Here is a 24,871-nt window from a genome sequence, read left to right as displayed (position 1 = left end):
GGCCCCTAGGCCTCGTTGGCGACTACCAGGTAACCGGCTTCGGCGACGGCTTCGCCGATTTCGGCCGGTGACAATTCCTGGGTGGAGGTGATGGTGACGGTGGAGATTCCGCCGGCATTCAGGTCGATCTCGACATTCTCCACTCCCGCCATGGACTCAATTTCCTCGCTGACGGCAGAAACGCAGTGCCCGCAGGTCATGCCGGAAACGCTGACGCTCGTCTGGATGGTAGCGGTGTGGCCCATGGTGTGCTCCTTGGTGGTGAGTTGAATGGTGTGGTGAGTGCTTGCGGGGTTACCGCAGCAGGCGCCCGATGGCATCGGCTGCCTCCTTGACCTTGATGTCGATTTGCTCGGCCCGCACGACCGGATCGGACTCGGATGCTGCGCCGACGACGCAGTGCCCGATGTGTTCCTCCACGAGCCCGAGGCTGACTGCATGCAGCGCCTTGGTGACTGCCGAGACTTGCGTGAGGATGTCGATGCAGTATTTGTCCTCTTCCACCATGCGCGCAATACCGCGTACTTGGCCCTCGATCCGCTTGAGGCGCAGCAAGTATGCGTCCTTGTTGGGAGAGTAGCCGTGCTGGGAATCCGGCTTCGAATCTGCGGATTCCACATGGGTGGGGTTCACATCGATCGTGCTCATAGTGCAAAGGTATACCCCCTAGGGGTATAAGGCAAGTACCCCCTGGGGGTATATGGCAGGCATCGGCCCCCGCTACCCCCAGGTGCGCCAGTCCTCCGGCCTGAGCGAGGGGCGGCCAAGCAGGTAGCCTTGGGCTGCAGTCATCCCGAGCTTGGTGACCGCAGCCAGTTCGGCTTCGGTCTCAATCCCTTCGGCCACCAGGGCAGCTCCGATTTCGGAGGAAAAGCCGACCATCGCAGCTCCCAGGGCCCGCTGTGCCGGATCCGTGTCGATGCCGGCGATGATCCCGCGATCGAGCTTGATGAGGTCTGGCTTGAGCTGCAGGATGTGGCGCATGGAAGCAAAGCCGGCCCCGGCGTCGTCGACCGCGATTCTCAGGCCAGCGCGTCGCAACGGTGCCAGCGCCTCCGCGAGCGGTTCGTAGTTGCCGACCTCGTGGCGTTCGGTGACCTCAAGCACGATGCGTCGCGGCGGGATGGTCGATTCCGTAATCGCAGCTGCCAGCCGGGGGTCAAGGCATACCCGAGGCGAGAGATTTGCCGCGACATACAATCCCGTTGGGAGTCCGGCAGCGGTGGCCAGAGCAGTCCGGAGCGCAAGGATTTCGAGCTCGATATCCAGACCGATCGAGGCGGCTTCCATGAAGCGCGCCTCCGGGGAGAACTCCTGGGATCCGCTGAACCTTGTCAACGATTCCGCGCCAACGACACTGCCCGTTTTCAGGCACCGGATCGGCTGGAATGCTGTTACCAGTGAACCGTCAGTGAGCAATTCCTGGATGCGGCGGGTGACTTCTGCACGCGAACGTGCCGCCTCTGGATTCAAGACACGGCAGGTGCCCTCGAATCCGTAGTCTCTGCCGTCCCTGTCGCGCATCGGCCTTCCGGCAACATCAATCAAGACGCGGCGGCCGTCCCGGTGGCGGCACACCGTGACAACACGTGACCACGAGGAGTCACCGCTTTCCCTGGCTTTCCACTCCAACCGGGCGTCCGCGAGGTCCCCGGGGTCGATGACGCAAGTGATGTGCTTTCCCAGCAGTTCAAAAGGTTCGTACCCCGTGATGTCCTTGCAAGCCGGGCTGCTGAACGTAAATCGTCCGTCAGGCCCCGTGGCCCACAGCCAGTCCAGGCTTGTATGCAGCACGGTGTCCATCAAGCGCGAGGTTCGGAACGCTTGGTTTCGCTCGCGCTGCTGCTGCCGCATGAGACGCCACGCTGCCAGCACCACCAGCGGCACCATCAGCAGTGCTAGAAGAGCGGGGAATCCGGTTTGTTCATCGATGCCGCCCCACAGCGGAAGTCCGAAAGCCAATGGCAGGCGGATAGACAAGGCGACCGCGGCCTCGATGAATACGACGACGAGCAGCCACCATCCGGTTGACGCGGAGGCCAGCCGGTTCGCTTGGCGTCGCTTGTGTGAAGACGCCCTTTTGAACCTGGGATCGCGCATGAAGGGCATCACCCAATAGTGCCACCATGCCGAGGATCGCGCCGTAAACCGGCAGCGCGTCGATCCGAGGGCACGCGACCAGGACGACGGCGCGTGGCCGCCGCCCAGGGCGCCGCCCGGAAACCAGGGCTTACCCGCCGCCCGGAAACCAGGGCTTAAACAAAGAGCTCCGGAGTGCGTTATTGGGGGATACGCACTCCGGAGCGGACTTTGGAGCAGGTTCTTTCGGTTCCTGCTGACAATTAGCTTACGTGCCCCAACAGCACTCCGCTACCAATCCGAATAACTACTTTCACTTTACTTTTCCCGACCCCTAATTCAGGGCGAAATCCGGCGTTTGATCGGGTCCCCGGCCCCTTGTAGAGCACAACGCCCGGGCCTAGCGTTAACGTTGCACAGGAAGGGGTGGTCCACGTGGAGATCTTCATGTGGTGGCTGGACATAGACCTCAAGAGCAAGGAATGGCTGCGGGAGAACCTGCGTGCCACGGAACTTCCGCCCGAAGTTCTGCAGCGCATTGCGGATGCCGGCGGCCCGCGCGTTGAGGAGCTGGCTGGCGGGCTGAGCGATGCCGACTGGGACTTCATTGAGACGCAGTCCGAGTTCGTGGACTGAGACGGTTTCCCAGGCCGGTTCATAAAACCGTTGCGGCTCCCGCGCCGGGATGGTTGCATGGGGTGCATGGCTACCGCAGAGAGTTATGTCTTGGCGATCGGGACCAAAAAAGGACTGTGGCTGGCACGCAGCACAGACCGCAAGGAATGGTCCCTCTCCGGTCCGCACTTCCTCATGAGCGAGATCCCCAGCATCGGGATCGATACGCGCGGGGACAAACCCCGGATCATGGCGGGGGTGCGCTCCGAACACTGGGGTCCCACCGTGGCCCACTCCGATGACCTGGGCGCCACATGGACCGAGCCCGAACAAGGCGCCATCAAATTCCCGGAGGGCACTGACGCCGCACTGGAACGGATCTGGCAGATCTACCCCGACTCCGCCTCCCGGCCGGGGGTCGTCTGGGCGGGTTGCGAACCGATCTCCGTCTGGAAATCCACCGACGGCGGCGAGCACTTCGAGTTGAACCGCGGCCTGTGGGACCACCCGCACCGCAGCGAGTGGGGAGCCGGCTATGGCGGCGCTGCCGCCCACTCGATCGTGGTCAACCCTTCCGGGGAGGACGTGCACGTCGCCATGAGCACCGGAGGCGTTTACCGCTCGCTCGACGGCGGAGCCTCCTGGGAGGCCCGCAACAAGGGGATTTCGGCCTACTTCATGCCTGATCCCAATCCGGAGTTCGGCCAGTGCGTGCACAAGATCGCCGCGGATGCCGCCGTCGAAGGCCGGTTGTACGCGCAGAACCACCACGGCGTGTACCGCACGGATGACAACGCTGAGAACTGGATCTCCATCGCCGACGGCCTCCCGGCAGATTTCGGCTTCGTGATGCTCACGCACCCCCGCCGCGAAGGGACGGCCTGGGTGATCCCGATCAAGGCCGATAGTGAACGGATTCCGCCGGACGGCCGCCTTGCAGTCCACCGCACGGACGACGCCGGTGAGTCCTGGAAGCGCTTGGATGTGGGCCTCCCGGACCACGAATACAACGCCGTGCTCCGTGACGCAGCCGCGGTGGATACTGCTGAACCTACCGGGGTGTACTTCGGAACACGCGGCGGTTCGGTCTACGCCAGCGCCGACGAAGGCGAGTCCTTCATCGAAGTGGCCTCGCACCTCCCCGATGTTTTGTGCGTCCGGGCTGCCGTTGTCTCCGGAGTTGTCTCCACGGATGTGGCTGCCGAATTGGCCGCTGCCTCCGCGGCATCCGGCCTTCCGGCTTAGGACGGACCTTGCCCGACATCACCGTGGTTTTGCCTAGCGTTCTCCAGCCCCTCGCCGGCGGGCAGTCCTACCTGACTACGCCCGCCGACGGAGCTGTGACCGTGGAAAGCTTGCTTGATGCTGTGACCGGGGACTACCCGGTGCTTGCCCGGAGGCTCCGGGATGAAACCGGTTCGCTCCGCCGCTACGTGAATATTTACGTGAACGGCGAGGAGGTCCGGCGTCTGAAGGGTCTGGATACTGAGGTTGCGGCCGGCCAGGAGGTCTTGATCATCCAGTCCGTGGCTGGCGGCTGAGCGGTTCGGGGCCAGGTCAGGCCACTCGCCAGACTGTGCATTCGTCGGTATTGATGGCCTTGCGCAGGCCCGTCAGCTGATCCATGATCCAGACGACGCCGATGCCCGGAGCCGTTTCCTGGACGCTGCCCCTGCGGATGACAACGTCATCGTAGGAGGGTCCGACGGATAGGCGGGCTTCGATCTGGTCGCCACGGTGCAACTGGTCAAGGGCGCGGATTCTTGTGGGGTGGGTTGATACTTCCTTCAACATGGTGGCCTCCCTGGCTGGAGCTGCCAGCGTTTGCCGGCCATTCCAGTGTGACGGGCCAATGTTGCAGGGTGGTTTCGTATGGGTTAGCCGCGGGTAAGACTTCCGTTAGCAAAAAATCCATTGGCCCCACCCTGTGGGTGGGGCCAATGGATCGGGTAGGGCGGGGTATTTACCTACTTGATGCCGAGTTCCGCCGTGGGGGTCTTGAAGGATTCCCGGGCGGTCATCGCGGAGACCGCTGCGATGACGCAGATGACGCCGGTGAAGATGCTGATCTGGACCCAACCGCCGGCCTTGGTGCCGCCCATTGCGGTGACGATGGTCGGGGCGAAGCCTGCCATGAGGAAGCCGATCTGCGTGCCGATGGCCAAGCCGGAGAAACGGACCTTGGTGCTGAACATTTCGCCGTAGAAGGAGGGCCACACTGCGTTTGCAGCGGCGTATCCAAGAGCGAAGTACACCACGGAGATCAGGAACATGAGCGGCACGTTTCCGGATTCGAGCGTCAAGAGGAACACCGGCGTCATGATGGCGCTGGCAACGGCGCCGTAGATGAAGACGGGCTTGCGGCCGATCCGGTCAGCCATCCGGCCGAAGACCGGCTGGGTGCCGAGCGCGACGACGTTTGCCGCCACAACGAGCCACAAGGTGATGGTGCTGTTGACGTGGGCCACGTCCTTGGCATAGGCAATCGCCAAGGTGCCGAAGACGGTGCTCACGGCCGAGATGAAGGCGCAGCAGATAACGCGCAGGACGTCGGCCCAGTGCAGCCGGAGGAGGTCGGCCACGGGAAGCTTGGCAATCTGGTTGTTCTTCTTGGCCTCGGCGAACGCAGGCGGCTCATGCAGGGTGCGGCGGATGAAGAACGCGACGATGACCACTACGGCGCTGAGCCAGAACGGGATGCGCCAGCCGATGCCGTACTTGAGCTCGTCGGGGAGGGCGACCACGGGGATGAATACCAGCGCTGCGAGGATCTGGCCGCCCTGGGTTCCCGTAAGGGTCCAGGAAGTAAAGAAGGAGCGACGGTTGTCCGGGGCGTGTTCCAGCGTCATGGACGAAGCTCCGGCTTGTTCACCGGCGGCCGAGAGGCCCTGGCAAAGGCGCGCGAAGACCAGCAGCGCCGGAGCCCACCATCCGATGGACTTGAAATCGGGGAGGCAGCCGATGATGAACGTCGCACCGCCCATGAGCAGCAGGGTGAACATCAGGACGCGTTGGCGGCCGATGCGGTCGCCGAAGTGCCCCAGGATGATGGCTCCAACAGGCCTTGCCACATACGCGAAGCCGAATGTCGCGAAGGACATGATGGCTGCGTTGGCGTCGGCGCTGGGGAAGAAGACGTGCGGGAAGATCAAGGCCGCGGCCGAACCGAAAATAAAGAAGTCGTAGTACTCGACGGCGCTGCCGAGGAAGCTGGCGAGGGCGGCCTTCTTCGGCGTTCCCGACGTGGCAGTGCCCGGCGTCGTAGACGGGATCGTGTGACTCATGGTGTTCCTTTGTGTGACGGCGATGTCGCATCTGGCTGAAATTTGCGTACCTGGAACGTCGATGTAGGTCCGGCAGCGGCCTCGCACTGTAGCCACATTGTGAGAGCTACTTGTGCGATATAGCAATGATGACTGTGAGCGCAGTCACTTGTCAAGATATTTACTCACCATCTAGATATAGCTCTCACGATGTGGCAATCTTTAGTTATGGATGTGAAGGAAGACACAAAAACCGACATGATCGGCAAGGCCCTGGGCCTCCTCGTATTGCTGGGCAATGAGCCCAAGGGGGCCAGCGCCTCGGAGCTCGCCCGCCAGGCGGAGCTGCCGTTCAGTACTACTTACCGGCTGCTCGGATCGCTGACCCGCGACGGGTTCGTCGACTACGAGGCCGACGGCCGCCGCTACCATCTGGGACTTCGCGTCTTCCAGCTCGGTCAGCGTGTATCAAACCACCATGGCTTTGCTGGCACCGCGCGGCCCATCCTGCAGCGCGTGACGGAGGGGACCGGCGAGGCCACCATCCTCTCGGTCCGGGATGGCCACCACCACCTCACGGTCAACAAGGTAGATGGTCCCCAAATGTTCCGGGTCACGAGCGATCCGGGGCACCTTGGAATGCTCCACACCACGGCAGTGGGCAAGGCGCTTGTTGCCTTCGCGGACGACGACGAGCGGCAGCAGCTGGTGGAAGAGCTCGAGTTGGAGCCGCTGACGGAGTTCTCCATTACCGACCGCGACGCCTTCCGTTTGGAAATCGAGAAGGTCCGGCGCCAGGGCTACGCGATCATGGACGAGGAAAACGAGGTGGGCATGCGCGCCGTCGCGGTCCCCGTCCTCAATTCGCAAGGCGTCGCCTTCGCGTCCCTTGCCACCGCGGTGCCTGTTTTCCGGATGAGCGTGGAGCAGCTGGTGGCGGTGGTCCCCTTGCTGAAGAGCGCTGCGTCCGAGCTCGCCGACCGCCTGCCGCAGCGCTAAAGGCGCTAACGGCATCCACTTTTGTTCGCGATAAGAACATTAGTGCAATATGTGAACACTTTGTGTAGTCTGATTCATACCGCCTTGCGGGGCAACAGACTCTGGATGACTCAACGGCATCCAGAGTGGGCCAATCCGCGGGTGCAGTTGTCAAAGGAGCAATGAGCATGAGCAACCGAGCCGAATCCTTCCTGGTGGGCCTGATCGGTGAAGGCGTATCGCCTTCGCTGACGCCGCCCATGCATGAGAGGGAGGCCGACGTCCAGGGGCTTCGCTACCTGTACCGGCCCATCGACCTGCTGGAGCTCTCCTTGCCCGGCTCCGCCGTCGGCGACTTGCTGACCGCCGCTTCCCGGCTTGGCTACAACGGCCTCAACATCACGCATCCATGCAAGCAACTGGTCCTGCCGTTCCTCGACGAGGTTTCCGAGGACGCCCGGCGGCTCGGCGCCGTCAACACCGTCCTGATCCAGGACGGCCGCTTCATTGGCCACAACACAGACTTCTCCGGTTTCGGTTCCGCTTTGGCCAGCGGGCTTCCCGACGCCGGCCTGGATCGCGTCGTCCAGTTGGGCGCCGGGGGTGCCGGCTCCGCCGTCGCCTACGCCCTTCTTTCGGCGGGCGTCAAGAAACTGGACCTTGTGGACGTAGATCCTGCGCGCTGCGCCGAACGGGCGGCGGAACTCGCCGCCCTGTTTCCTGGCAGCATTGTCACGGCGCGCACGACGGCGGAGCTGCCGCAACTCATGCCGCTTGCCGACGGTTTGGTGCACTGCACCCCGGTGGGCATGGCCGCTCATCCCGGCCTCCCGCTGGACATGTCCCTCGTGGAACCGCGGCACTGGGTGGCTGACATCGTTTACCGGCCGATCGAGACCCAGCTGGTTCTCGAGGCCCGGGCCAAGGGGTGCCGTGTGCTCGACGGCGGACGCATGGCCGTGGGCCAGGCCGCCGACGCTTTCCGCATCTTCACCGGCCGCGACGCCGATCCGGAGCGGATGCGGGCACATTTCCTGGAGCTGGTGACCGCCGAAGAGTCCACAGCCGAAGAGTCGAAGGCTGACAAGGCACTCGCCGGAGCGGAGCACTGATGCGCACGGGAATCGCCACCGTCTGCCTCTCGGGCACGCTCAAGGAAAAGATGCAGGCCTGCGCCATCGCGGGCTTCGACGGCATCGAGATCTTCGAACAGGACCTCGTCACCTCGCCGCTCAGCCCTGAGGATGTGCGGAAGATGGCCGCGGACCTCGGACTCGGCCTGGACCTCTACCAGCCATTCCGCGACTTCGACAGCGTCTCCGAAGACATCCTGCAGGAAAACCTTCGCCGGGCGGACGCCAAGTTCAAGCTCATGTCCCGCCTCGGCATGGACACCATCCTGGTGTGCACCAACGTGGGAACCGCAACGATCGACGACGACGACCTCCGGGCCGAGCAGCTCTCCCGCCTAGCGGAACTGGCCGGGGACCACGGCGTCAAAGTAGCGTACGAGGCCCTGGCCTGGGGCAAATACGTCAACGACTACGAGCACGCGCATCGCTTGGTGGACGCGGTGGATCACCCCAACCTCGGCACGTGCCTGGACTCCTTCCACATCCTTTCCCGCGACTGGGACACCGCGCCCATCGAAGCCATCAAGCCCGAAAAGATCTTCTTCGTCCAAGTGGCCGACGCCCCGAAGCTCTCCATGGATGTCCTGTCCTGGAGCCGCCATTACCGCGTGTTCCCGGGCGAGGGACAGTTCGAGCTGGCCAAGTTCATGGGCCACGTGGCCCGTGCGGGCTACTCCGGCCCGGTCTCGCTGGAGGTCTTCAACGACGTCTTCCGCCAATCCGATGTGGAGCGCACCGCCGTCGACGCGATGCGCTCGCTGATCTGGCTTGAGGAACAAAGCGCCAAGTGGCTCGACGCGAACGCGGCTTCCTTTACGCAGGGAGGAGCAGCGGGAGGCGCCCGCGGTGACTCGCCCGCCAGCGCGGCCGGCCGGCGTCGTTATCCCATGGAACTGGCCACGCTGCCGAAGGTGGCCGAACCGGCCGGGTTCAACTTCGCAGAGGTCAAGACCGATGAGCCCGCGCAGCTCGAGACGCTCCTGGGCCAGCTCGGCTTCGAATTCGACGGCCGGCACCGGACCAAGGACGTGCAGTTGTGGTCCATGGGGCAAGCACGCGTCATCATCAACGAGCAGGCCCCCTCGCACAGTGAACCCGCCATCGCGGCGTTGGGGTTCGACGTCGACTCTCCTGTGATTGCCTCGGCCCGCGCCCAGCAACTCAAGGCTCCCGTGGTGCCCCGCAAGGTGCAGGCCGACGAGGAAGTGTTCCAAGGCATCGCAGCCCCGGACTCCACCGAGATCTTCCTGTGCCAGGGCAGCCCGGACGGCACGGCGGCCTGGACGGCCGAATTCGGGGAGCCCCGCGAATTCGGGGGCGCCCAGGAGCGCTCTACCGCGGGAGCTCAAGCGGTGATCGACCACGTGAACCTGGCCCAACCCTGGCAGCACTTCGACGAAGCCGTGCTCTTCTACACGAGTGCCCTGGCACTGGAACCTCAGCCGTTCGCCGAGGTGCCGAGCCCCAGCGGCCTGGTGCGCTCCCAGGTCATGCAGACGTCGGACCGTGCGGTGCGCCTGGTTTTGAACCTCGCGCCGCTGCTTCAGCAAGGCGACCGCAAGAGCTACCAGGAACACATAGCCTTCGCCGTGGACGACCTCGTGGACACGGCCCGGGCGGCGCAAGCACGCGGACTCGACTTCCTGCAGATCCCGGCCAACTACTACGAGGACCTGGATGCGCGGTTCGCCCTGGATCCTGCCTTCCTCGCCACCCTCAAGGAACTGAACCTGCTCTACGACAGGGATGCCAACGGTGAATTCCTCCACTTCTACACCGCCACGGTGGGCAGCGTGTTCTTCGAAATGGTCGAACGCCGCGGCAACTACGACGGCTACGGCGCCCCCAACGCCCCCGTACGGCATGCCGTTCAATATGACTCGCTTCACGCCCACCACATGCACCGCTGAGCAGAATCGCAAGCAGAAACCAGGAAAGCAACCACCCGAAAGGAGCCGGCCGTGCTGCTAGATACAAATGCCGGGCACTACCAAGACGACGAGCTCGTACCGGCGGCCGAACCGCATGCCGCCCACGCGCCGTCGGACGCCGCCGTCGAAACCCAAGCGGATCTCAGCGCCGAGATCAAGGCCATCGGCGAAGCGTACGCCCAGGCGCTCAACGACGGTGCCGCGCCGGAGACCCAGCCCCGCCTGGACTTCGCGCCGTACCGCAGCAGCATCCTGCGCCACCCCACCAAGAGCCTGCACCACGCGGATCCGGAGACCATCGAACTGTACTCTCCGGCGTTCGGGCACCAGGACGTGCACGCCCTGGAATCGGACCTCACCATCCAGCACAACGGTGAACCCCAGGGTGAGCGGATCATCGTGCAAGGCAAAGTGCTCGACGGCGACGGCCGCCCGGTTGCCGGCCAGCTCGTGGAGATCTGGCAGGCCAACGCCGCCGGCCGCTACATCCACAAGCGCGACCAGCACCCGGCCCCGCTCGACCCGAACTTCACCGGCGTCGGACGCTGCATCACCGGACCGGACGGCTCCTACCGCTTCACCACCATCAAGCCCGGCGCCTACCCGTGGAAGAACCACCTCAACGCCTGGCGGCCGGCGCACATCCACTTCTCGCTGTTCGGGACAGACTTCACGCAGCGCATCGTCACCCAGATGTACTTCCCCGGTGACCAGTTGTTCCCGCTGGACCCCATCTACCAATCGATCGTGGACCCGGACGCCCGCGACCGGCTCGTCGCCAAGTACGACCACGAGCTGACGAGCCCCGAGTGGGCCCTCGGCTACAACTGGGACATTGTCCTGAGCGGGTCGAAGCGGACCTGGACCGAAAACGAAGCCTTTGGCGACGCCGGAGATGAGGAGTAGAACATGAGCAAGTTGATCCCCACACCCGGCCAGACCGTTGGCCCCTTCTACGGCTATGCCCTCCCCTTTAATAAGGACAACGAGCTCCTCGCCCCCGGCAGCGCCGGAAGCATCCGCCTGCAAGGCACCGTGTACGACGGCGCGGGAGACGCCATCCCGGATGCCATCCTGGAGATCTGGCAGCCCGACGCCGACGGCAAGGTGGTCCAGCGCACGGGATCCCTGGTCCGGGATGGCTACACGTTTACCGGCTGGGGCCGTGCCGCGGTAGGCAACTCCGGTGTCTTCACCTTCACCACGGTCAACCCCGGACCCACCAAAGCGGGGGCAGCTCCGTTCATCTCCGTCGCCGTTTTTGCCCGCGGCCTCATGAACCGCCTGTTCACCCGTATCTACTTGCCGGAAAACGAGGAAGCGCTCGCCGCCGATCCGCTGCTCAGCTCCCTCGATCCCGAGCGCCGCAGCACCCTGATCGCCCGCCGCGACGCGGATGGCGGACTCACCTGGGATCTGCGCCTGCAGGGCGGGAACGAGACCGTCTTTCTCGACTTCGAACGCGTCGAAGGCGCCTCCCAGTGAGTGGCGACGGCGATTTCGGGCTGCTCAGCCCGGTTTCGGCCTCGCCCGCCGTGGTGGCGCTGACGGGTGACCGCGGAGTGATCGCCGCCATCCTCGACGTGGAGGCCGCCTGGGCATCGGTGCTCGAAGAGGCGGGCTTCGCGCCCGCCGGTTCCGCCGCCGTCGTCGCCGAGGCCGCGGAATCCTGGGCGTACGACGCCGCTTCCATCGCCGAACGCGCAAAGGGTGGAGCCAACCCTGTCATTCCGCTGCTGGCCGATCTCCGGAGCAGGGTCAGGCAGCTCGACGCCGGGCATCCCGGCGGGGCCATCGGCGCCCTTTCAGCCGTGCACACCTCCCTGACCAGCCAAGACGTCCTGGATTCGGCGCTGATGCTGCTCGCGCACCGCGTGGTTTCCGTGCTTCTCGCCGAAGTAAAAGGCACGACGACGGCGCTCGCGGCCCTTGCGGAGCAGCATGCGGACACGCTGTGCGTGGGCAGGAGCCTGACGCAGCATGCTCTTCCGTTCACCTTCGGGCTCAAGGCGGCGCAATGGTTCCATGGAGTGGCCGCCGCGGCCCGTCGCCTTGAAGCTCTGGAGTTGCCCGTGCAGTTCGGCGGCGCCGGTGGCACCCTGGCTGCCGGTACGGTGCTCACGGAAGGGTCGCCGCTGGCGGAAGGCTCGGCGTCGAGCCCCTTTGCGCTGGCCGATGACTTGGCCGGGAAACTAGGCCTCGCTCCCGTTCCCGCACCGTGGCACACGAACCGTCTTGCCGTCACCGGGCTCGGCGACGCCCTCGCGGCACTGACGGACTCCTTCGGCAAGATCGCCTCTGACCTGCTGTTCCTCAGCCGCCCCGAGGTGGCCGAGCTGGGTGAGCCGCTTGCCGCTGGTCGGGGCGTCTCCTCGGCGATGCCGCAAAAACAGAATCCCGTGTTGTCCGTGCTGATCCGCAGCGCGGCGCTTCAGGCACCCGGGCTGGCGATGCAGCTGCACCTTGCGGCCGCGAACTTCAACGACGAACGCCCGGACGGCGCCTGGCACAGCGAATGGCAGGCATTCCGCCAGCTGCTCCGCCTGAGCCTGGGCGCCGCGACCCAGCTGCGCGCGCTTGCCGAAGGGCTCCGGGTCTTCCCAGAGGCGATGCGCCGCAACCTGGAAATTTCCGGGCCCTTACTGCTCAGCGAAGCCGTGGCATCCTCCGTTGCTCCGCTCCTCGGCGCCGACAGGAGCGACGCGAAGGCCCGGCTGCAAGCCGTCGTCGACGAGACCCTACGGGCACCCGCTGCGGAGCAGGCCCGGATCTACACCAAGCTCCTCCGCGAAGCCGTGCCGGCCAGCAAACTGTCCGACGAGGACCTGCAGGCCCTTCTGGATCCGGCCAACTACGTGGGTGAGGCTGCCGAAATCAGCCGCCGCATCCTGGCCGCCTACCCCGAGTTTTCCCACACCAATCCGAAGGGAGCCGATCGTGGCTAAGCCCAACGTCAAAGCGGTGTTGCTGTCCCCGCAGCGAACCCTGGGGGAGAAGCCGCTCCTGGTCGTGGGACCGTCGCTCGGAACGTCAACGGTGCTTTGGACCGAGACGGCAGCCCTGCTCGGCAACGACTTCGACGTCATCGGCTGGGACCTTCCCGGTCACGGCGTGTCGCCCGCAGCCTCGGAAACGTTCAGTGTCGCCGAACTGGCCGACGCGGTGGTGGACCTGGTGGACTCGATCGCGCCGGGAGCCGCCGTGTTCCACTACGCCGGGGACTCCCTGGGCGGCGCCACAGGACTGCAGCTCGGCATCAAACACGGTGAACGGCTCAAATCCCTGTCCGTCCAGTGCACCGGAGCGAAGCTCGGCACCCCGGAGGGTTGGCTGGAACGCGCCGAAACTGTTCGTGCGCAAGGTACTGCAGTGATGATCCAAGGGTCCGCGCAGCGCTGGTTCGCCCCCGGTTTCATGGACCGCCAGCCCGTGGTCGGCAGCCGCCTCCTGCACGCCCTGCGGGACGCCGACCGCTTCAGCTACGCGTTCTGCTGTGAGGCCCTCGCCGGATTCGACGTCCGCGCCGAACTCGGCAGCATCACCGTCCCCACCCAGGCATTGGCGGGCGTCGAGGACACTGTTGCGCCGCCGTCGTTCGCGGAAGAAATTGCCGCGGGCATCAACGCTGGCGGCGGCACCGCTATCGCTATTGCGCTCGACGGCGTCGGGCACCTTGCGCCAGCGGAGGCGCCCGCCGTCGTCGCGGACTTCATGCGGACGTTCATGACGGAGGCCGGAAAATGAGCACTGATTCTTCACAGGGCGCCGTTCAGCGCGGCGCCACCTCGCAGGAAATCTACGACGCCGGCATGGTGGTCCGCCGTGAAGTGCTCGGCGACGCGCACGTGGACCGTGCCAACGCGAACAAGGATTCCTTTACCGAGGACTTCCAGGACATGATCACCCGCATCGCCTGGGGCGGCATCTGGACCCGCCCGGGCCTGACGCGGCAGATGCGTTCCGCCGTCACCATCACCGCGATGGTGGCGCACGGGCACTGGGAAGAACTGGCCATGCACATCCGCGCGGCCATCACCAACGGGCTGAGCAGGGACGAAATCAAGGAAATCCTGCTGCAGACCGCCATCTACTGCGGAGTCCCCTCCGCCAACACCGCATTCAAGACCGCGCAGGCCGTTTTCGCCGAGCTCGACGCGAGCCCCGAATCCACCGAACCCGCGAGCCCCACCCCGCCCAACTAGCTCGAATTAGATGTCGTTTTGAGCCCTCATAACGACATTAACTGCGAGCTAGTTGGGACCACAGAATCTAGAGGAGACCCATGAACCAGGCGTATGTGTACGACGCCGTACGCACCCCTTTCGGAAAGTTCGGCTCGGGCCTTGCGGGGGTGCGCCCGGATGACCTCGCGGCCCACGTGGTGCGCGAGGCCGTGAAACGCGCGCCGGACCTGGATGTTGAGCGCATCGACGAGGTTGTATTCGGCAACGCCAATGGCGCCGGCGAAGAGAACCGCAACATCGCCCGCATGGCCACCCTCCTGGCCGGGCTCCCGACGTCGATCCCCGGCACCACGGTCAACCGCCTGTGCGGCTCTTCCTTGGACGCCGCGATCATCGCCTCCCGCCAGATCAACGCCGGCGACGCCGAGCTGGTTCTGGTGGGCGGCGCTGAGTCCATGTCCCGCGCACCCTGGGTATTGCCCAAGACCTCCAAGCCATACCCGGCCGGGGACATGACCCTGGCCTCCACCACCCTGGGCTGGCGTTTGGTGAACCCGGCCATGCCCAAGGACTGGACAATTTCCCTGGGCGAGGCCACCGAACGGCTCCGCGAGAAGTATGGGATTACCCGGGAGCGGCAAGACGAGTTCGCCGCGGCCTCCCACAACCTCGCCGCGGCAGCGTGGGACGAGGGCTTCTACGACCAGTTGGTGAGCCAGGTTCCGGGTACGGAGTTGGTCCGTGACGAAGGCATCCGGGCGGGTTCGACGGCGGAGAAGCTCGGCGGGCTCAAGACCGTGTTCCGGACCGAAAACGGAACGGTTACCGCGGGGAACGCGTCCCCGCTGTCCGACGGCGCCTCCGCGGCGTGGATCGGCAGCGAAAGCGCCGCCAGGCTGCTCGGGCTGGAACCGCTCGCCCGGATCGCAGGCCGCGGGGCCCACGGAAACGATCCACAGTTCTTTGGCTACGCGCCGGTGGAAGCGGCCAACAAGGCCCTCGCGAAGGCGGGCATCGGCTGGGAGCAGGTGGGCGCCGTCGAGCTTAACGAAGCCTTTGCCGCGCAGTCCCTGGCCTGCATCGATGCGTGGGGGATCGATCCGTCCATCGTGAACCGGCACGGGGGCGCGATCGCGATGGGCCACCCGCTGGGCGCCTCCGGCACCCGGATCCTGGGCACCTTGGCCCGCAGCCTGCAGGCTTCCGGTGAGCGTTGGGGTGTCGCGGCGATCTGCATCGGCGTCGGGCAGGGCCTGGCCGTGGTGCTTGAGAACGTCACTGCCGGAATTCCGGCTCAATCGGTGAAGGGCTAGGGCAATGCTGGACTTCATTGACACGGTCGGCGAAGCAGTCGTCGGTATCAAGGACGGCTCCACCGTGATGATCGGAGGCTTCGGAAACGCCGGCCAGCCGTTCGAACTCATCGACGCGCTGCTCGATTCCGGCGCCACCGACCTCACCGTGGTGAACAACAACGCGGGCCAGGGGGACCAGGGCCTGGCGCTGCTCATCAAGGAAGGAAGGGTCCGCAAGATGATTTGCTCCTTCCCGCGCCAGTCCGATTCCTGGCACTTCGACACCAAGTACAAGGCCGGGGAAATCGAGCTGGAGCTTGTGCCGCAAGGCAACCTGGCCGAGCGCATCCGGGCAGCCGGGGCCGGCATCGGCGGGTTCTTCACGCCCACCGGCTACGGCACCATGCTGGCCGAGGGCAAGGAAACCCGGCTGCTGGACGGCAAGTGGCAAGTGTTCGAGACGCCGATCCACGCCGATGTCGCGCTCATCAAGGCGCTCAAGGCCGACGGCAAAGGCAACCTCGTCTACCGCAAGACCGCCCGGAACTTCGGTCCCATCATGGCCGCAGCGGCGAAGCACACCATCGTCCAGGTGTCGGAGATCGTTCCGACCGGTGCCCTGGATCCGGAGAACGTGGTGACCCCCGGAATCTACGTCAACAGCATCGTCAAGGTGGCCTGACATGAGCATCCAAACCTCAGCAACACCCCTGGGGCGCGACGACCTCGCGCGTCTCGTCGCGCTGGACATCGCTCCGGGCTCGTTCGTGAACCTCGGAATCGGGCAGCCCACGCTCGTTTCCAACTACCTTAGGGAAGAGCAGAACATCACGCTCCACACGGAGAACGGTATGCTCGGCATGGGCCCGGAGGCCCAGGGCGAGGAGATTGACGGCGACCTCATCAACGCCGGCAAGATCCCCGTCACCGAGCTCCCAGGCGCTTCGTATTTCCACCATGCCGATTCCTTCGCGATCATGCGCGGCGGCCACTTGGACATCTGCGTCCTCGGCGCTTTCCAGGTGTCCGCCACGGGCGACCTCGCCAACTGGCACACCGGCGCGCCGGACGCGATTCCCGCGGTCGGGGGTGCGATGGACCTGGCCACCGGCGCCAAGGACGTGTTCGTCATGATGACGCTCCTGACCCGCGAGGGAGTGTCCAAGCTCGTGGAGCACTGCAGCTACCCGCTCACCGGCGTAGGCTGCGTGACGCGCGTGTACACGGACAAAGCGGTCTTCCTGATAGGGCCCGACGGCGTGACCGTGCGTGAGACGTTCGGCTGCACCTTCGAAGAACTCCAAGCGATGGTGCCGGTCCCGCTGGTGCCGTTCGACGAGAAGGCGGCTGGCGCCGTCGTCGGTGTCTAAACGCGCCTCAAGTCGAGCGCGAACTGGCAGCAAATGCCCTTTGGAAGCAATCCAAGGGGCACCTGCTGCCAGTTCGCGCCAATAAGATTGGTAACCATGACCGACGCAGCAGTAGCCGGAGCTCCGCAGGCGAGTGACCAGTACGTGCAATCCCTGGCACGTGGCTTGTCCGTGATCCGTGCGTTCGACGCGGCCAACCCCGTCATGACGCTCAGCGAGGTGGCGGCGCGTACCAACCTGACGCGTGCCACGGCCCGTCGGTTCCTGCACACCCTGGTGGAGCTCGGCTATGTCCGCACCGACGGCAAGACCTTCGCGCTCACCGCGATGGTGCTGCAACTTGGCTATTCTTACCTGTCGGCGTTGTCACTGCCCCAGCTCGCGCAGCCGCACCTTGAAGAACTCTCCCTGAAATTGGGGGAGTCGACGTCGGCCGCGGTGCTGGATGGGGCGGACATCTTCTACGTGGCGCGCGTGACCACACGCCGCATCATGACCGTTGGCATCTCGGTGGGCACCCGCTTCCCTGCTTACGCCACGTCCATGGGAAGGGTGCTCCTGGCCGGCCTGCCGCAGCAGAAACTGGACGAGTACCTGTCCACGGTGGAGTTCAACGCCCTGACGCCGCGCACAGTCACGTCCCGTGAAGAACTGGTGGCCGAGCTGGACCGCGTGCGCAGGCAGGGCTGGTGCGTCCTGGACCAGGAGCTGGAACTCGGGCTCATGTCCGTTGCTGCGCCCGTCCGCAATGCTGCCGGCAAGGTGGTGGCTGCCGTCAACGTCTCGCTCCAGGCTCAAAACGTCGCCGCTCAGCCTGATCCGGGAGCCTATATCGGGTCGGTCCGGGAGCAGATCGTGGAGACCGCGCGTGCGATATCGCAGGACGTCTGCGCGAAGCACTAGCCGCGCGTAGAACCTGCGCCCGCGCTACCGCGTCAGTTTGGCGTGGTCCGGATGGTGGTCGCCGATGTGCCCAGGTGCGTTGGCAGCCAGGACGCGCTCGACGAACGCACAGTATTCCTCCACATAGTGCCGCAGGATGGATGCCGTGCCTTCGTCCCTGACCGATCCGTCCTCGTTATAGGACGCCGGATTGAATTTGATATAGGCCTCCGGGGCGTTCAGCTGAGGCGCGTCGAGGAAGCTCAACACGCTGCGCATCGAGGCCTGCATCACGGCCGTCCCGATGCTTCCGGGCGATGCGCCGATGATGCCCGTGGGCTTGCGCGCGAATGAGTTGGTGCCCCAGGGCCGGGATCCCCAATCGATGGCGTTCTTCAGTGCGCCGGGGACGGAGCGGTTGTACTCGGGGGAAATGAACAAGATGCCGTCCGACGCCGCGATCGCCTCCTTGAGGGCCCGGCCGGCTGGCGGGTAATCGGCGTCGTAATCCGGGCTGTACAGGGGCAGGTCCTTGATCGGAATCTCGGTGAATTCGAGTTCCTCCGGCGCAACGCTGATGAGCGCCTTGGACAGGACCCGGTTGATGGAGCGGCTTGAAAGGCTGCCGACGAAGTATCCGATCTTGTACGTTGCCATAGCTGTGTTCCTTCCCGACGGCGCGGCCGGAACCGGCTCATCGACGGTGCGTAACTGGAGGCTCCCAGCCCACAGCGAGCCTATTAGAGCAGCCCGAAGATGGGAATGGCCGGGCAGGGCCGTCATCCCTACTCCCGCCAGGGCCTTCCGCGTCCTAGACTCAAGCCAACAACGGCTCATGACAATGATGTTCAGAGGGACACTGGGGTTCGGAAAGGGAGCGCGCGTGAAACTTGGCATAGCGCGGGAACGCCTGGAGGGTGAACGTCGTGTGGCTGCGACGCCGGAGACCGTCACCCAGTTGGCTGGACTGGGACTCGAAGTCGTTGTCGAAAGCGGAGCCGGAACCGCCGCTGGCCACAGCGACGAGGACTACCGCCAGGCAGGAGCCCTCATCGTCCCCGCCTTGGATCTCGCCCGGCTGGACGTCTACGCGCACGTCCGCCCCCTCGAACCCACGACGGCGGCCGCGCTGCGCCGGGGCGCTGTCACCGTAGGGCTGGCCTCGCCGTCGTCGGAACTTCCCACTGTCCGCGCGCTCGCCGAAGCGGGCGTGACCTCCTTCGCGCTTGAGCTGGTGCCGCGGATTTCCCGGGCACAATCCATGGACGCGCTCACATCCCAGGCCCTCGTGGCCGGATACCGCTGCGTGCTCGAGGCGGCAATGCGCCTCCCGCGCTTCTTCCCGCTCTACATGACGGCCGCCGGAACCATCCCCCCGGCCCGCGTGCTGGTGTTGGGTGCGGGCGTGGCCGGCCTGCAGGCCATCGGTACAGCGAAAAGGCTGGGTGCGCGCGTCTCCGCCAACGACATCCGGCCGGCGTCGGCGGACGAGGTCGCGTCGATGGGCGGCACGTTCATCAAGCTCGACGTGGAGACGGCGGAATCGTCCGGCGGTTACGCGCGCGAGCTCAGCGCCGACCGCGGCGCCCTGCAGCGTGAGCTGCTCGCCCCGCACGTGGCCCAGGCGGACGTCCTCATCACGACAGCGGCGGTCCCCGGACGGCGGGCCCCTCTCCTGGTGAGCCGGGAAATGGTTCAGCACATGCGCGCGGGCTCGGTGGTGGTCGACCTCGCCGCGGAGTCCGGCGGCAATGTGGAAGGCACGGTGCCTGGCCTGGACCTTGAGATTCCGACGGCGGACGGCCAAGGCACGGTCACCCTGGTGGGAATGAAGGATGTCGCCTCTGCCATGCCCGCGGACGCCTCGCGCCTCTACGCGAAGAACGTCGCGAACTTGCTGGCCCTGATGACTTGTGATGGCGCAGTCGTCCCGGACTTCGGCGATGAGGTGGTGGCGGGTGCGTGTTTGACGCACGACGGCGAGGTGCGGCACGGTCCGACCGCCGAGGCCCTTGCGGCGCTCTCCGCCGAGACGGCGGAATCCGTAAGCTCCGCCAACGAGGGGGTCTCCTGATGGACGGCATCGCCCTGCTCACCATCACCGTCTTGGCGGTCTTCGTGGGCTTCGAAGTGGTCTCCAAGGTCTCAAGCACGCTTCATACGCCCTTGATGTCCGGGGCCAACGCCATTCACGGAATCATCTTGGTGGGCGCGATCATCGTTGCAGGGCAGGCCTCGGACCCTTGGGTCCTCGCGGTCGCCTTGCTTGCCGTGGTGCTCGCCACCGCCAATTTGGTGGGTGGTTTCGTAGTGACCGACCGCATGTTGGAAATGTTCCGCGGGCGTAAACGCGTCGTGCCCCCGGACGGGAAAGCTGCGGCCGTCGAGGCCGAGTCTACGGAGCGCACGCGATGACCCTCATCGATCCGGTGTGGACCTCGCTCCTCTACCTCGCGGCTGCCGTGTGTTTCATCCTCGCGCTCAAGGGACTGAATTCGCCACGTACCGCCCGGCGAGGCAACCTGGTGGGCGCGTTCGGCGCGGCGCTCGCCGTCGCCACCGTCTTCATGTCCGTCAAAATGGACAACGTTCCCTGGATCCTGGGGGCGATGGTGGTCGGTTCGGGCGTGGCCGCGCCGGTGGCGCGCCACGTCAAGATGACGCAGATGCCACAGCTCGTGGCGCTGTTCAACGGCGTGGGCGGCGGCGCCGCGGCGCTCGTCGCACTCCTGGAACTCGCGCATACTGAGGACCGTTGGGTGCGGGTGGCCATTGTCTTCACGCTGCTGGTGGGGGCGGTGTCATTGGCCGGCTCCGCCATCACGTTCTCCAAACTCCAGGAGCTCATGACCACCCGCCCGGTGGTGTTCCCTGGCCTGCCGACCCTCATGGGAGCGGTGCTGCTCGCGGCGGTGAGTGCCGCCGTCGCCGTCGTTTTCAGTGGTTCCCTGTCGCTCGCCCTGCTGCTCCTGGTGCTGGGGCTGGCGGCAGGCGTGCTGCTGGTGCTGCCGGTAGGCGGCGCGGACGTGCCGATCGTCATCTCGCTGCTGAATGCCTTTACGGGCCTTGCCGTGGCAGCTTCCGGCCTGGTGCTTGGCAATGTGCTTTTGGTGGTGGCCGGCACGTTGGTGGGCGCCTCCGGCACCATCCTCACCCGGGCCATGGCCGCGGCCATGGGCCGCAGCGTTGCGGGTATCCTCTTCGGCGCGTTCAAGGGAGGCTCGACGGCGGGGTCGACGGCGGTGAGCGACCGCCCCGTGCGCTCCTCCAGTGCAGAAGACGTGGCCGTGCTTCTCGGCTACGCGCAGCGGGTCATCATCGTTCCTGGTTACGGGCTCGCGGTAGCGCAGGGTCAGCACACGGCCGCGGAACTGGCGCTCGAACTTGAGGCGCGGGGCATCGATGTGGATTTCGCGATCCACCCGGTGGCCGGCCGCATGCCCGGGCACATGAACGTGCTGCTCGCCGAAGCCAACGTTCCCTATGAGTCGCTCAAGGAAATGGGCGAGATCAATTCGGAATTCCGGACGGCCGACGTAGCGCTCGTGGTCGGCGCGAACGACGTCGTCAATCCGGCCGCGAAGACCACTCCAGGTTCGCCGATCTACGGCATGCCCATCCTCGAAGTGGCTGAGGCCCGCCAGGTGGTCTTCCTGAAGCGGTCGATGCGGCCGGGTTTCGCGGGAATCGAGAACGAACTCATGTACGAGCCGCAAACAACGCTGTTGTTCGGCGACGCCAAGGAATCCCTCACCAAAGTGTTGAGTGCGGTCAAGGCGCTCAAGCTTAGTTAACCAACCCTGGGGTGCCCGACGGCCAGGGATTCTGCCGAAGCGGGTGAAGCACACTCACGACTTGGTCGGATGCGGCGCCGTATGGTCAGCGCAGGTCTTGTGGGGGGAGCACTCCCATCCTTGACCGGTTGCCTGGGCTTCGATTGGACGGTGAGTGTTGTGGGTGAATCCTCGACGCGAAAGTGGGCTGCAACGCCGCGCCTTGGGACCATTTGGGGTGCCATTGGGGCGTGCGCTGCCATGGTCTTGGCATTACTGAGCGGGTTTGCCTTGCCAGCCCATGCGGCGGCAAATACTGTCATCACGCTTACCTTCGATGACGGCAACGCCGACCAGTTGACCGCCGCTGCCACGATGAAGAACCTGGGTCTTCACGGCACCTTTTACACGGTCTCGGGATGGGTCGATCAGCCGAGCTATTTCACGTCGGCGAACCTGCAGCAACTCTATGCGGACGGCAATGAGATTGCCGGGCACACGGTCACCCACCCGGACCTGGTCACCTTGACGTCGGATGAAGTGACGCGGCAGGTGTGCAACGGCAGGGTCGCCCTGGCAAACATGGGTTTCAAGATCACCAGCTTCGCCTACCCGTTCGCTTCCTTGGACCCTGCCGTTCAGACCATCGTGAAGAATTGCGGTTTCAACAGCGCGCGCGGCCTCGGGGACCTTTACAGCAAGGACGATCCCGGCCTCCCTGCTGCCGAGACGATCCCGCCTGCCAACCCCTATGACACCGCAGCGCCGGAGGAAGTGGACAGCACATGGACGCTGTCCAACCTTGAAAACTCCGTGACCAGGGCGCAGGCGGCTGGCGGTGGCTGGGTTCAATTGACGTTCCACCACATCGCAGTGGGGACCGATCCGACCCTCACCATCAGCCCTAGTCTGTTCAACCAATTCGCCTCGTGGCTCGCGCAACAACAGACAGCGGGCAGTGTTGTCGTGAAGACGGTCGACCAGGTAATCGGTGGCGCGGTCCAGCCCCTCGTCTCCGGCCCGCCGGTGCCGCCCCCGCCTCCACAGGGGACCAACATGATCCAGAACCCGAGCCTGGAGACGCTCACCAGCGGAATTCCGCTGTGCTGGGCAGCGGGTGGATACGGCACCAACACACCCAGCTATTCGGTGGTCTCCCCGGGCCACACGGGCAACAACGCAGAACAGCTGACAATGAGCGGTTATGTCAGCGGCGACGCGAAGCTCCTGCCCGCCTTGGACCTCGGCGGCTGCTCACCGACGGGCACTCCAGGCCATATCTATCAGCTCAGCGCCTGGTATAAATCCAATGTCATCACCCAGTTCGAGGTCTACTACCGCACCGGAACGGGGTACTGGACCTACTGGACGGCGAGCCCGTTGTTCAACGCGAGCAGTAACTGGACCCAGATAACCTGGACCACGCCAGCGCTGCCGGCAGGCGCCTCAGGAATCAGCTACGGATTGAATATCCAATCCAACGGTTCCATCACCACTGATGACTATTCGATGATCGATATCACCCAGGCAGCGGCAACGGCGCCTGCCGCACCCACTGGCGTGACCGCGACGGCGGGCAACGCCTCGGCGGTGGTGTCCTGGACGGCTCCGGCCAACGGCGGGTCCCCGATCACCTCCTACACCGTGACACCCTCGTCCGGCGGCACGGCCCTGGCTCCGGTCACGGTCTCCGGTAACCCGCCCGCGACGACGGCGACCGTCACCGGACTGAGCAACGGAACGGCCTACACGTTCACGGTGACGGCGACGAACGCCGTGGGAACGTCCGCGCCGTCTCCCGCGTCGGCACCGGTCACCCCGACGGCGCCGACCGCACCTGCCGCTCCCACAGGCGTGAGTGCGACGGCGGGGAATGCTTCGGCGGTGGTGTCGTGGACGGCGCCGGCGAACGGCGGGTCCCCGATCACTTCCTACGCGGTGACGCCCTCGTCCGGCGGCACGGCCCTGGCTCCGGTCACGGTTACCGGTAACCCGCCCGCCACCAGCACCACCGTGACCGGACTGAGCAACGGCACCGCCTACACGTTCACCGTCACCGCGACGAACGCCGTGGGAACGTCCGCGCCGTCTCCCGCGTCAGCACCGATCACCCCGGGCGCGCCCGCCCCGGGCGTCGCCAACGGCGGGTTCGAATCCGGGCTCACGTCCTGGACCACCGGCGGCGTCCGGGCACCGGTGGCCTCCACCACCGCGCACACCGGCACCGGCTCCGCGTTGCTGGGCCTGGCCTCCGGGGCCGAGCCGCTCGGGGACAGCAGCCTGGCCCAGACCATCACGATGCCCGCCGCCGGGACCACCACCCTGTCCTTCTGGTACCAGCCCCACACCGCGGACGACACCTGCACCGGCACCACCTGCCGCTACGACTGGATGGAAGCACAAGTCCGCTCCACGACCGGCACCACCCTGGCCAGCCTGTTCAAACTCAGCAGCAACTCCGGGACCTGGACCCAGCTCAGCACCAACCTCTCCGCCTACAACGGGCAGAGCATCACCCTCTGGTTCAACGTCCACCTCGACGGCTCCAGCCCCGCAGACGACACCTGGATGTACCTCGACGACGTCACCCTCACCAACACCCAGACAACCCCCACGGCACCGGCCGCCCCCACCGCCGTGACCGCGGCCGCCGGCAACGCCTCCGCGACCGTGTCCTGGACCGCGCCGGCCAACGGCGGCTCCCCGATCAGCTCCTACGCGGTCACCCCGCACGCCGGCACCACGACCCTGGCCCCGGTCACCGTCACCGGGAACCCGCCCGCCACCGGCACCACCGTGACCGGGCTGAGCAACGGCACCGCCTACACCTTCACCGTCACCGCCACCAACGCCGTCGGCACCTCCCCGGCCTCGGCCGCTTCTGCCGCTGTCACCCCCACGGCGGGGGCGACGGCACCCGCCGCCCCCACCGGGGTCACCGCGGCCGCCGGCAACGCCTCCGCCACCGTGTCCTGGACCGCGCCGGCCAACGGCGGCTCCCCGATCACCTCCTACACGCTCACCCCGCACACCGGGGCCACGACCCTGGCCCCGGTCACCGTCACCGGCAACCCGCCCGCCACCAGCACCACCGTCACCGGGCTGAGCAACGGCACCGCCTACACCTTCACCGTCACCGCCACCAACGCCGTCGGCACGTCCCCGGCCTCGGCCGCCTCGGCACCGGTCACCCCCACCGGAACAACCACCACGGCCATCACCAACGGCGGCTTCGAATCCGGGCTGGCCTCCTGGACCACCGGCGGCGTCCGCGCACCCGTGGCCTCCACCACCGCCCACACCGGCACCGGCTCCGCGCTCCTGGGCCTGGCCTCCGGAGCCGAGCCCCTCGGGGACAGCAGCCTGTC

General features: G+C 65.8%; 25 protein-coding genes. 19 read left to right on the top strand and 6 right to left on the bottom strand.

Going from position 1 to position 24,871, the window contains the following annotated elements:
* Nucleotides 1–5: 5 nt before the first annotated feature.
* The 3 genes from AB0323_RS09150 to AB0323_RS09140 all read right to left on the bottom strand — a co-directional run bounded on the left by AB0323_RS09150 (nucleotide 6) and on the right by AB0323_RS09140 (nucleotide 2,109).
* Complete coding sequence (locus AB0323_RS09150; protein WP_366177043.1) at nucleotides 6–245, bottom strand: heavy-metal-associated domain-containing protein; 240 nt, start codon at nucleotides 243–245, stop codon at nucleotides 6–8.
* Between the two features lie 49 nt (nucleotides 246–294).
* Entirely contained in the window at nucleotides 295–648 is a 354-nt protein-coding gene (locus AB0323_RS09145; protein ID WP_366177042.1) for a metal-sensitive transcriptional regulator, read from the bottom strand.
* Between the two features lie 72 nt (nucleotides 649–720).
* On the bottom strand, nucleotides 721–2,109 hold the full coding sequence (locus AB0323_RS09140) for an EAL domain-containing protein (RefSeq protein ID WP_366177041.1): 1,389 nt from the start codon (nucleotides 2,107–2,109) through the stop codon (nucleotides 721–723).
* A gap of 405 nt (nucleotides 2,110–2,514) precedes the next feature.
* Between AB0323_RS09140 and AB0323_RS09135 the strand changes: the two genes are divergently transcribed.
* From AB0323_RS09135 to AB0323_RS09125, 3 genes are read left to right on the top strand one after another with little or no spacing between them, the layout of a single operon-like run.
* Nucleotides 2,515–2,715 carry a hypothetical protein gene (locus AB0323_RS09135; protein ID WP_366177040.1) on the top strand — a complete coding sequence of 67 codons (201 nt, stop codon included), beginning with the start codon at nucleotides 2,515–2,517 and terminating at the stop codon, nucleotides 2,713–2,715.
* Nucleotides 2,716–2,772: 57 nt separating this feature from the next.
* A complete protein-coding gene (locus AB0323_RS09130) occupies nucleotides 2,773–3,939 on the top strand; it encodes an exo-alpha-sialidase (RefSeq protein ID WP_366177039.1) in 1,167 nt (388 codons plus the stop codon).
* 8 nt (nucleotides 3,940–3,947) lie between these two features.
* Nucleotides 3,948–4,235, top strand: a complete 288-nt coding sequence (locus AB0323_RS09125; protein WP_284982690.1) for a MoaD/ThiS family protein — start codon at nucleotides 3,948–3,950, stop codon at nucleotides 4,233–4,235.
* A 16-nt stretch (nucleotides 4,236–4,251) separates the two neighbouring features.
* On the opposite strand, the gene AB0323_RS09120 is transcribed toward AB0323_RS09125, so the two are convergent.
* On the bottom strand, nucleotides 4,252–4,488 hold the full coding sequence (locus AB0323_RS09120; RefSeq protein ID WP_059388807.1) for a hypothetical protein: 237 nt from the start codon (nucleotides 4,486–4,488) through the stop codon (nucleotides 4,252–4,254).
* A gap of 173 nt (nucleotides 4,489–4,661) precedes the next feature.
* Nucleotides 4,662–5,978 carry an MFS transporter gene (locus AB0323_RS09115; protein ID WP_366177038.1) on the bottom strand — a complete coding sequence of 439 codons (1,317 nt, stop codon included), beginning with the start codon at nucleotides 5,976–5,978 and terminating at the stop codon, nucleotides 4,662–4,664.
* 207 nt (nucleotides 5,979–6,185) lie between these two features.
* Between AB0323_RS09115 and AB0323_RS09110 the strand changes: the two genes are divergently transcribed.
* From AB0323_RS09110 to AB0323_RS09055, 12 genes are all read left to right on the top strand, one after another.
* The gene (locus tag AB0323_RS09110; RefSeq protein ID WP_364538813.1) at nucleotides 6,186–6,956 is read left to right on the top strand and encodes an IclR family transcriptional regulator; all 771 of its coding nucleotides are present in this window, start codon (nucleotides 6,186–6,188) and stop codon (nucleotides 6,954–6,956) included.
* A gap of 167 nt (nucleotides 6,957–7,123) precedes the next feature.
* Nucleotides 7,124–8,047, top strand: coding sequence for a shikimate dehydrogenase (locus tag AB0323_RS09105; protein WP_366177037.1), 924 nt, complete (start codon nucleotides 7,124–7,126; stop codon nucleotides 8,045–8,047).
* Complete coding sequence (locus tag AB0323_RS09100; protein ID WP_366177036.1) at nucleotides 8,047–9,978, top strand: TIM barrel protein; 1,932 nt, start codon at nucleotides 8,047–8,049, stop codon at nucleotides 9,976–9,978. Before AB0323_RS09105 ends, AB0323_RS09100 begins: the two co-directional genes overlap by 1 nt.
* Before the next feature lie 51 nt (nucleotides 9,979–10,029).
* Nucleotides 10,030–10,905: a protocatechuate 3,4-dioxygenase subunit beta gene (gene pcaH, locus AB0323_RS09095; RefSeq protein ID WP_366177035.1), complete on the top strand. Its 876-nt coding sequence runs from the start codon at nucleotides 10,030–10,032 to the stop codon at nucleotides 10,903–10,905.
* Nucleotides 10,906–10,908: 3 nt separating this feature from the next.
* A complete protein-coding gene (gene pcaG, locus AB0323_RS09090) occupies nucleotides 10,909–11,484 on the top strand; it encodes a protocatechuate 3,4-dioxygenase subunit alpha (protein ID WP_366177034.1) in 576 nt (191 codons plus the stop codon).
* A complete protein-coding gene (locus AB0323_RS09085) occupies nucleotides 11,481–12,944 on the top strand; it encodes a lyase family protein (protein WP_366177033.1) in 1,464 nt (487 codons plus the stop codon). Before pcaG ends, AB0323_RS09085 begins: the two co-directional genes overlap by 4 nt.
* Nucleotides 12,937–13,743, top strand: a complete 807-nt coding sequence (locus AB0323_RS09080) for an alpha/beta fold hydrolase (protein WP_366177032.1) — start codon at nucleotides 12,937–12,939, stop codon at nucleotides 13,741–13,743. Before AB0323_RS09085 ends, AB0323_RS09080 begins: the two co-directional genes overlap by 8 nt.
* A complete protein-coding gene (gene pcaC, locus AB0323_RS09075) occupies nucleotides 13,740–14,201 on the top strand; it encodes a 4-carboxymuconolactone decarboxylase (RefSeq protein WP_366177031.1) in 462 nt (153 codons plus the stop codon). Before AB0323_RS09080 ends, pcaC begins: the two co-directional genes overlap by 4 nt.
* Before the next feature lie 80 nt (nucleotides 14,202–14,281).
* Nucleotides 14,282–15,496 (top strand): thiolase family protein, encoded by a 1,215-nt coding sequence (locus AB0323_RS09070; RefSeq protein ID WP_366177030.1) that lies wholly within the window; start codon nucleotides 14,282–14,284, stop codon nucleotides 15,494–15,496.
* 4 nt (nucleotides 15,497–15,500) lie between these two features.
* Entirely contained in the window at nucleotides 15,501–16,160 is a 660-nt protein-coding gene (locus AB0323_RS09065; protein ID WP_366177029.1) for a 3-oxoacid CoA-transferase subunit A, read from the top strand.
* Between the two features lies 1 nt (nucleotide 16,161).
* Nucleotides 16,162–16,848, top strand: coding sequence for a 3-oxoacid CoA-transferase subunit B (locus AB0323_RS09060; RefSeq protein WP_366177028.1), 687 nt, complete (start codon nucleotides 16,162–16,164; stop codon nucleotides 16,846–16,848).
* 96 nt (nucleotides 16,849–16,944) lie between these two features.
* A complete protein-coding gene (locus tag AB0323_RS09055) occupies nucleotides 16,945–17,751 on the top strand; it encodes an IclR family transcriptional regulator C-terminal domain-containing protein (RefSeq protein ID WP_366177027.1) in 807 nt (268 codons plus the stop codon).
* 24 nt (nucleotides 17,752–17,775) lie between these two features.
* On the opposite strand, the gene AB0323_RS09050 is transcribed toward AB0323_RS09055, so the two are convergent.
* Entirely contained in the window at nucleotides 17,776–18,387 is a 612-nt protein-coding gene (locus AB0323_RS09050) for an NADPH-dependent FMN reductase (RefSeq protein WP_366177026.1), read from the bottom strand.
* A 226-nt stretch (nucleotides 18,388–18,613) separates the two neighbouring features.
* Here AB0323_RS09050 and AB0323_RS09045 point away from each other — a divergent pair, with 226 nt between their 5' ends.
* The 4 genes from AB0323_RS09045 to AB0323_RS09030 form a co-directional block, all read left to right on the top strand.
* Nucleotides 18,614–19,804: a Re/Si-specific NAD(P)(+) transhydrogenase subunit alpha gene (locus AB0323_RS09045; RefSeq protein WP_366177025.1), complete on the top strand. Its 1,191-nt coding sequence runs from the start codon at nucleotides 18,614–18,616 to the stop codon at nucleotides 19,802–19,804.
* Complete coding sequence (locus AB0323_RS09040; protein ID WP_364538841.1) at nucleotides 19,804–20,145, top strand: NAD(P) transhydrogenase subunit alpha; 342 nt, start codon at nucleotides 19,804–19,806, stop codon at nucleotides 20,143–20,145. The genes AB0323_RS09045 and AB0323_RS09040 overlap by 1 nt, the downstream gene beginning before the upstream one ends.
* Nucleotides 20,142–21,524: an NAD(P)(+) transhydrogenase (Re/Si-specific) subunit beta gene (locus tag AB0323_RS09035; RefSeq protein WP_366177024.1), complete on the top strand. Its 1,383-nt coding sequence runs from the start codon at nucleotides 20,142–20,144 to the stop codon at nucleotides 21,522–21,524. Before AB0323_RS09040 ends, AB0323_RS09035 begins: the two co-directional genes overlap by 4 nt.
* Nucleotides 21,525–21,764: 240 nt before the next feature.
* A partial coding sequence (locus AB0323_RS09030) for a fibronectin type III domain-containing protein (RefSeq protein ID WP_366177023.1) occupies nucleotides 21,765–24,871 on the top strand: 3,107 nt, incomplete at its 3' end.

This window comes from Arthrobacter sp. NPDC080031, from assembly GCF_040702485.1.
In the GTDB taxonomy this organism is placed as follows: Bacteria; Actinomycetota; Actinomycetes; order Actinomycetales; family Micrococcaceae; genus Arthrobacter.
Note: the sequence above shows the minus strand (reverse complement) of the source record. Positions and strands in the feature narration are given on the sequence as shown.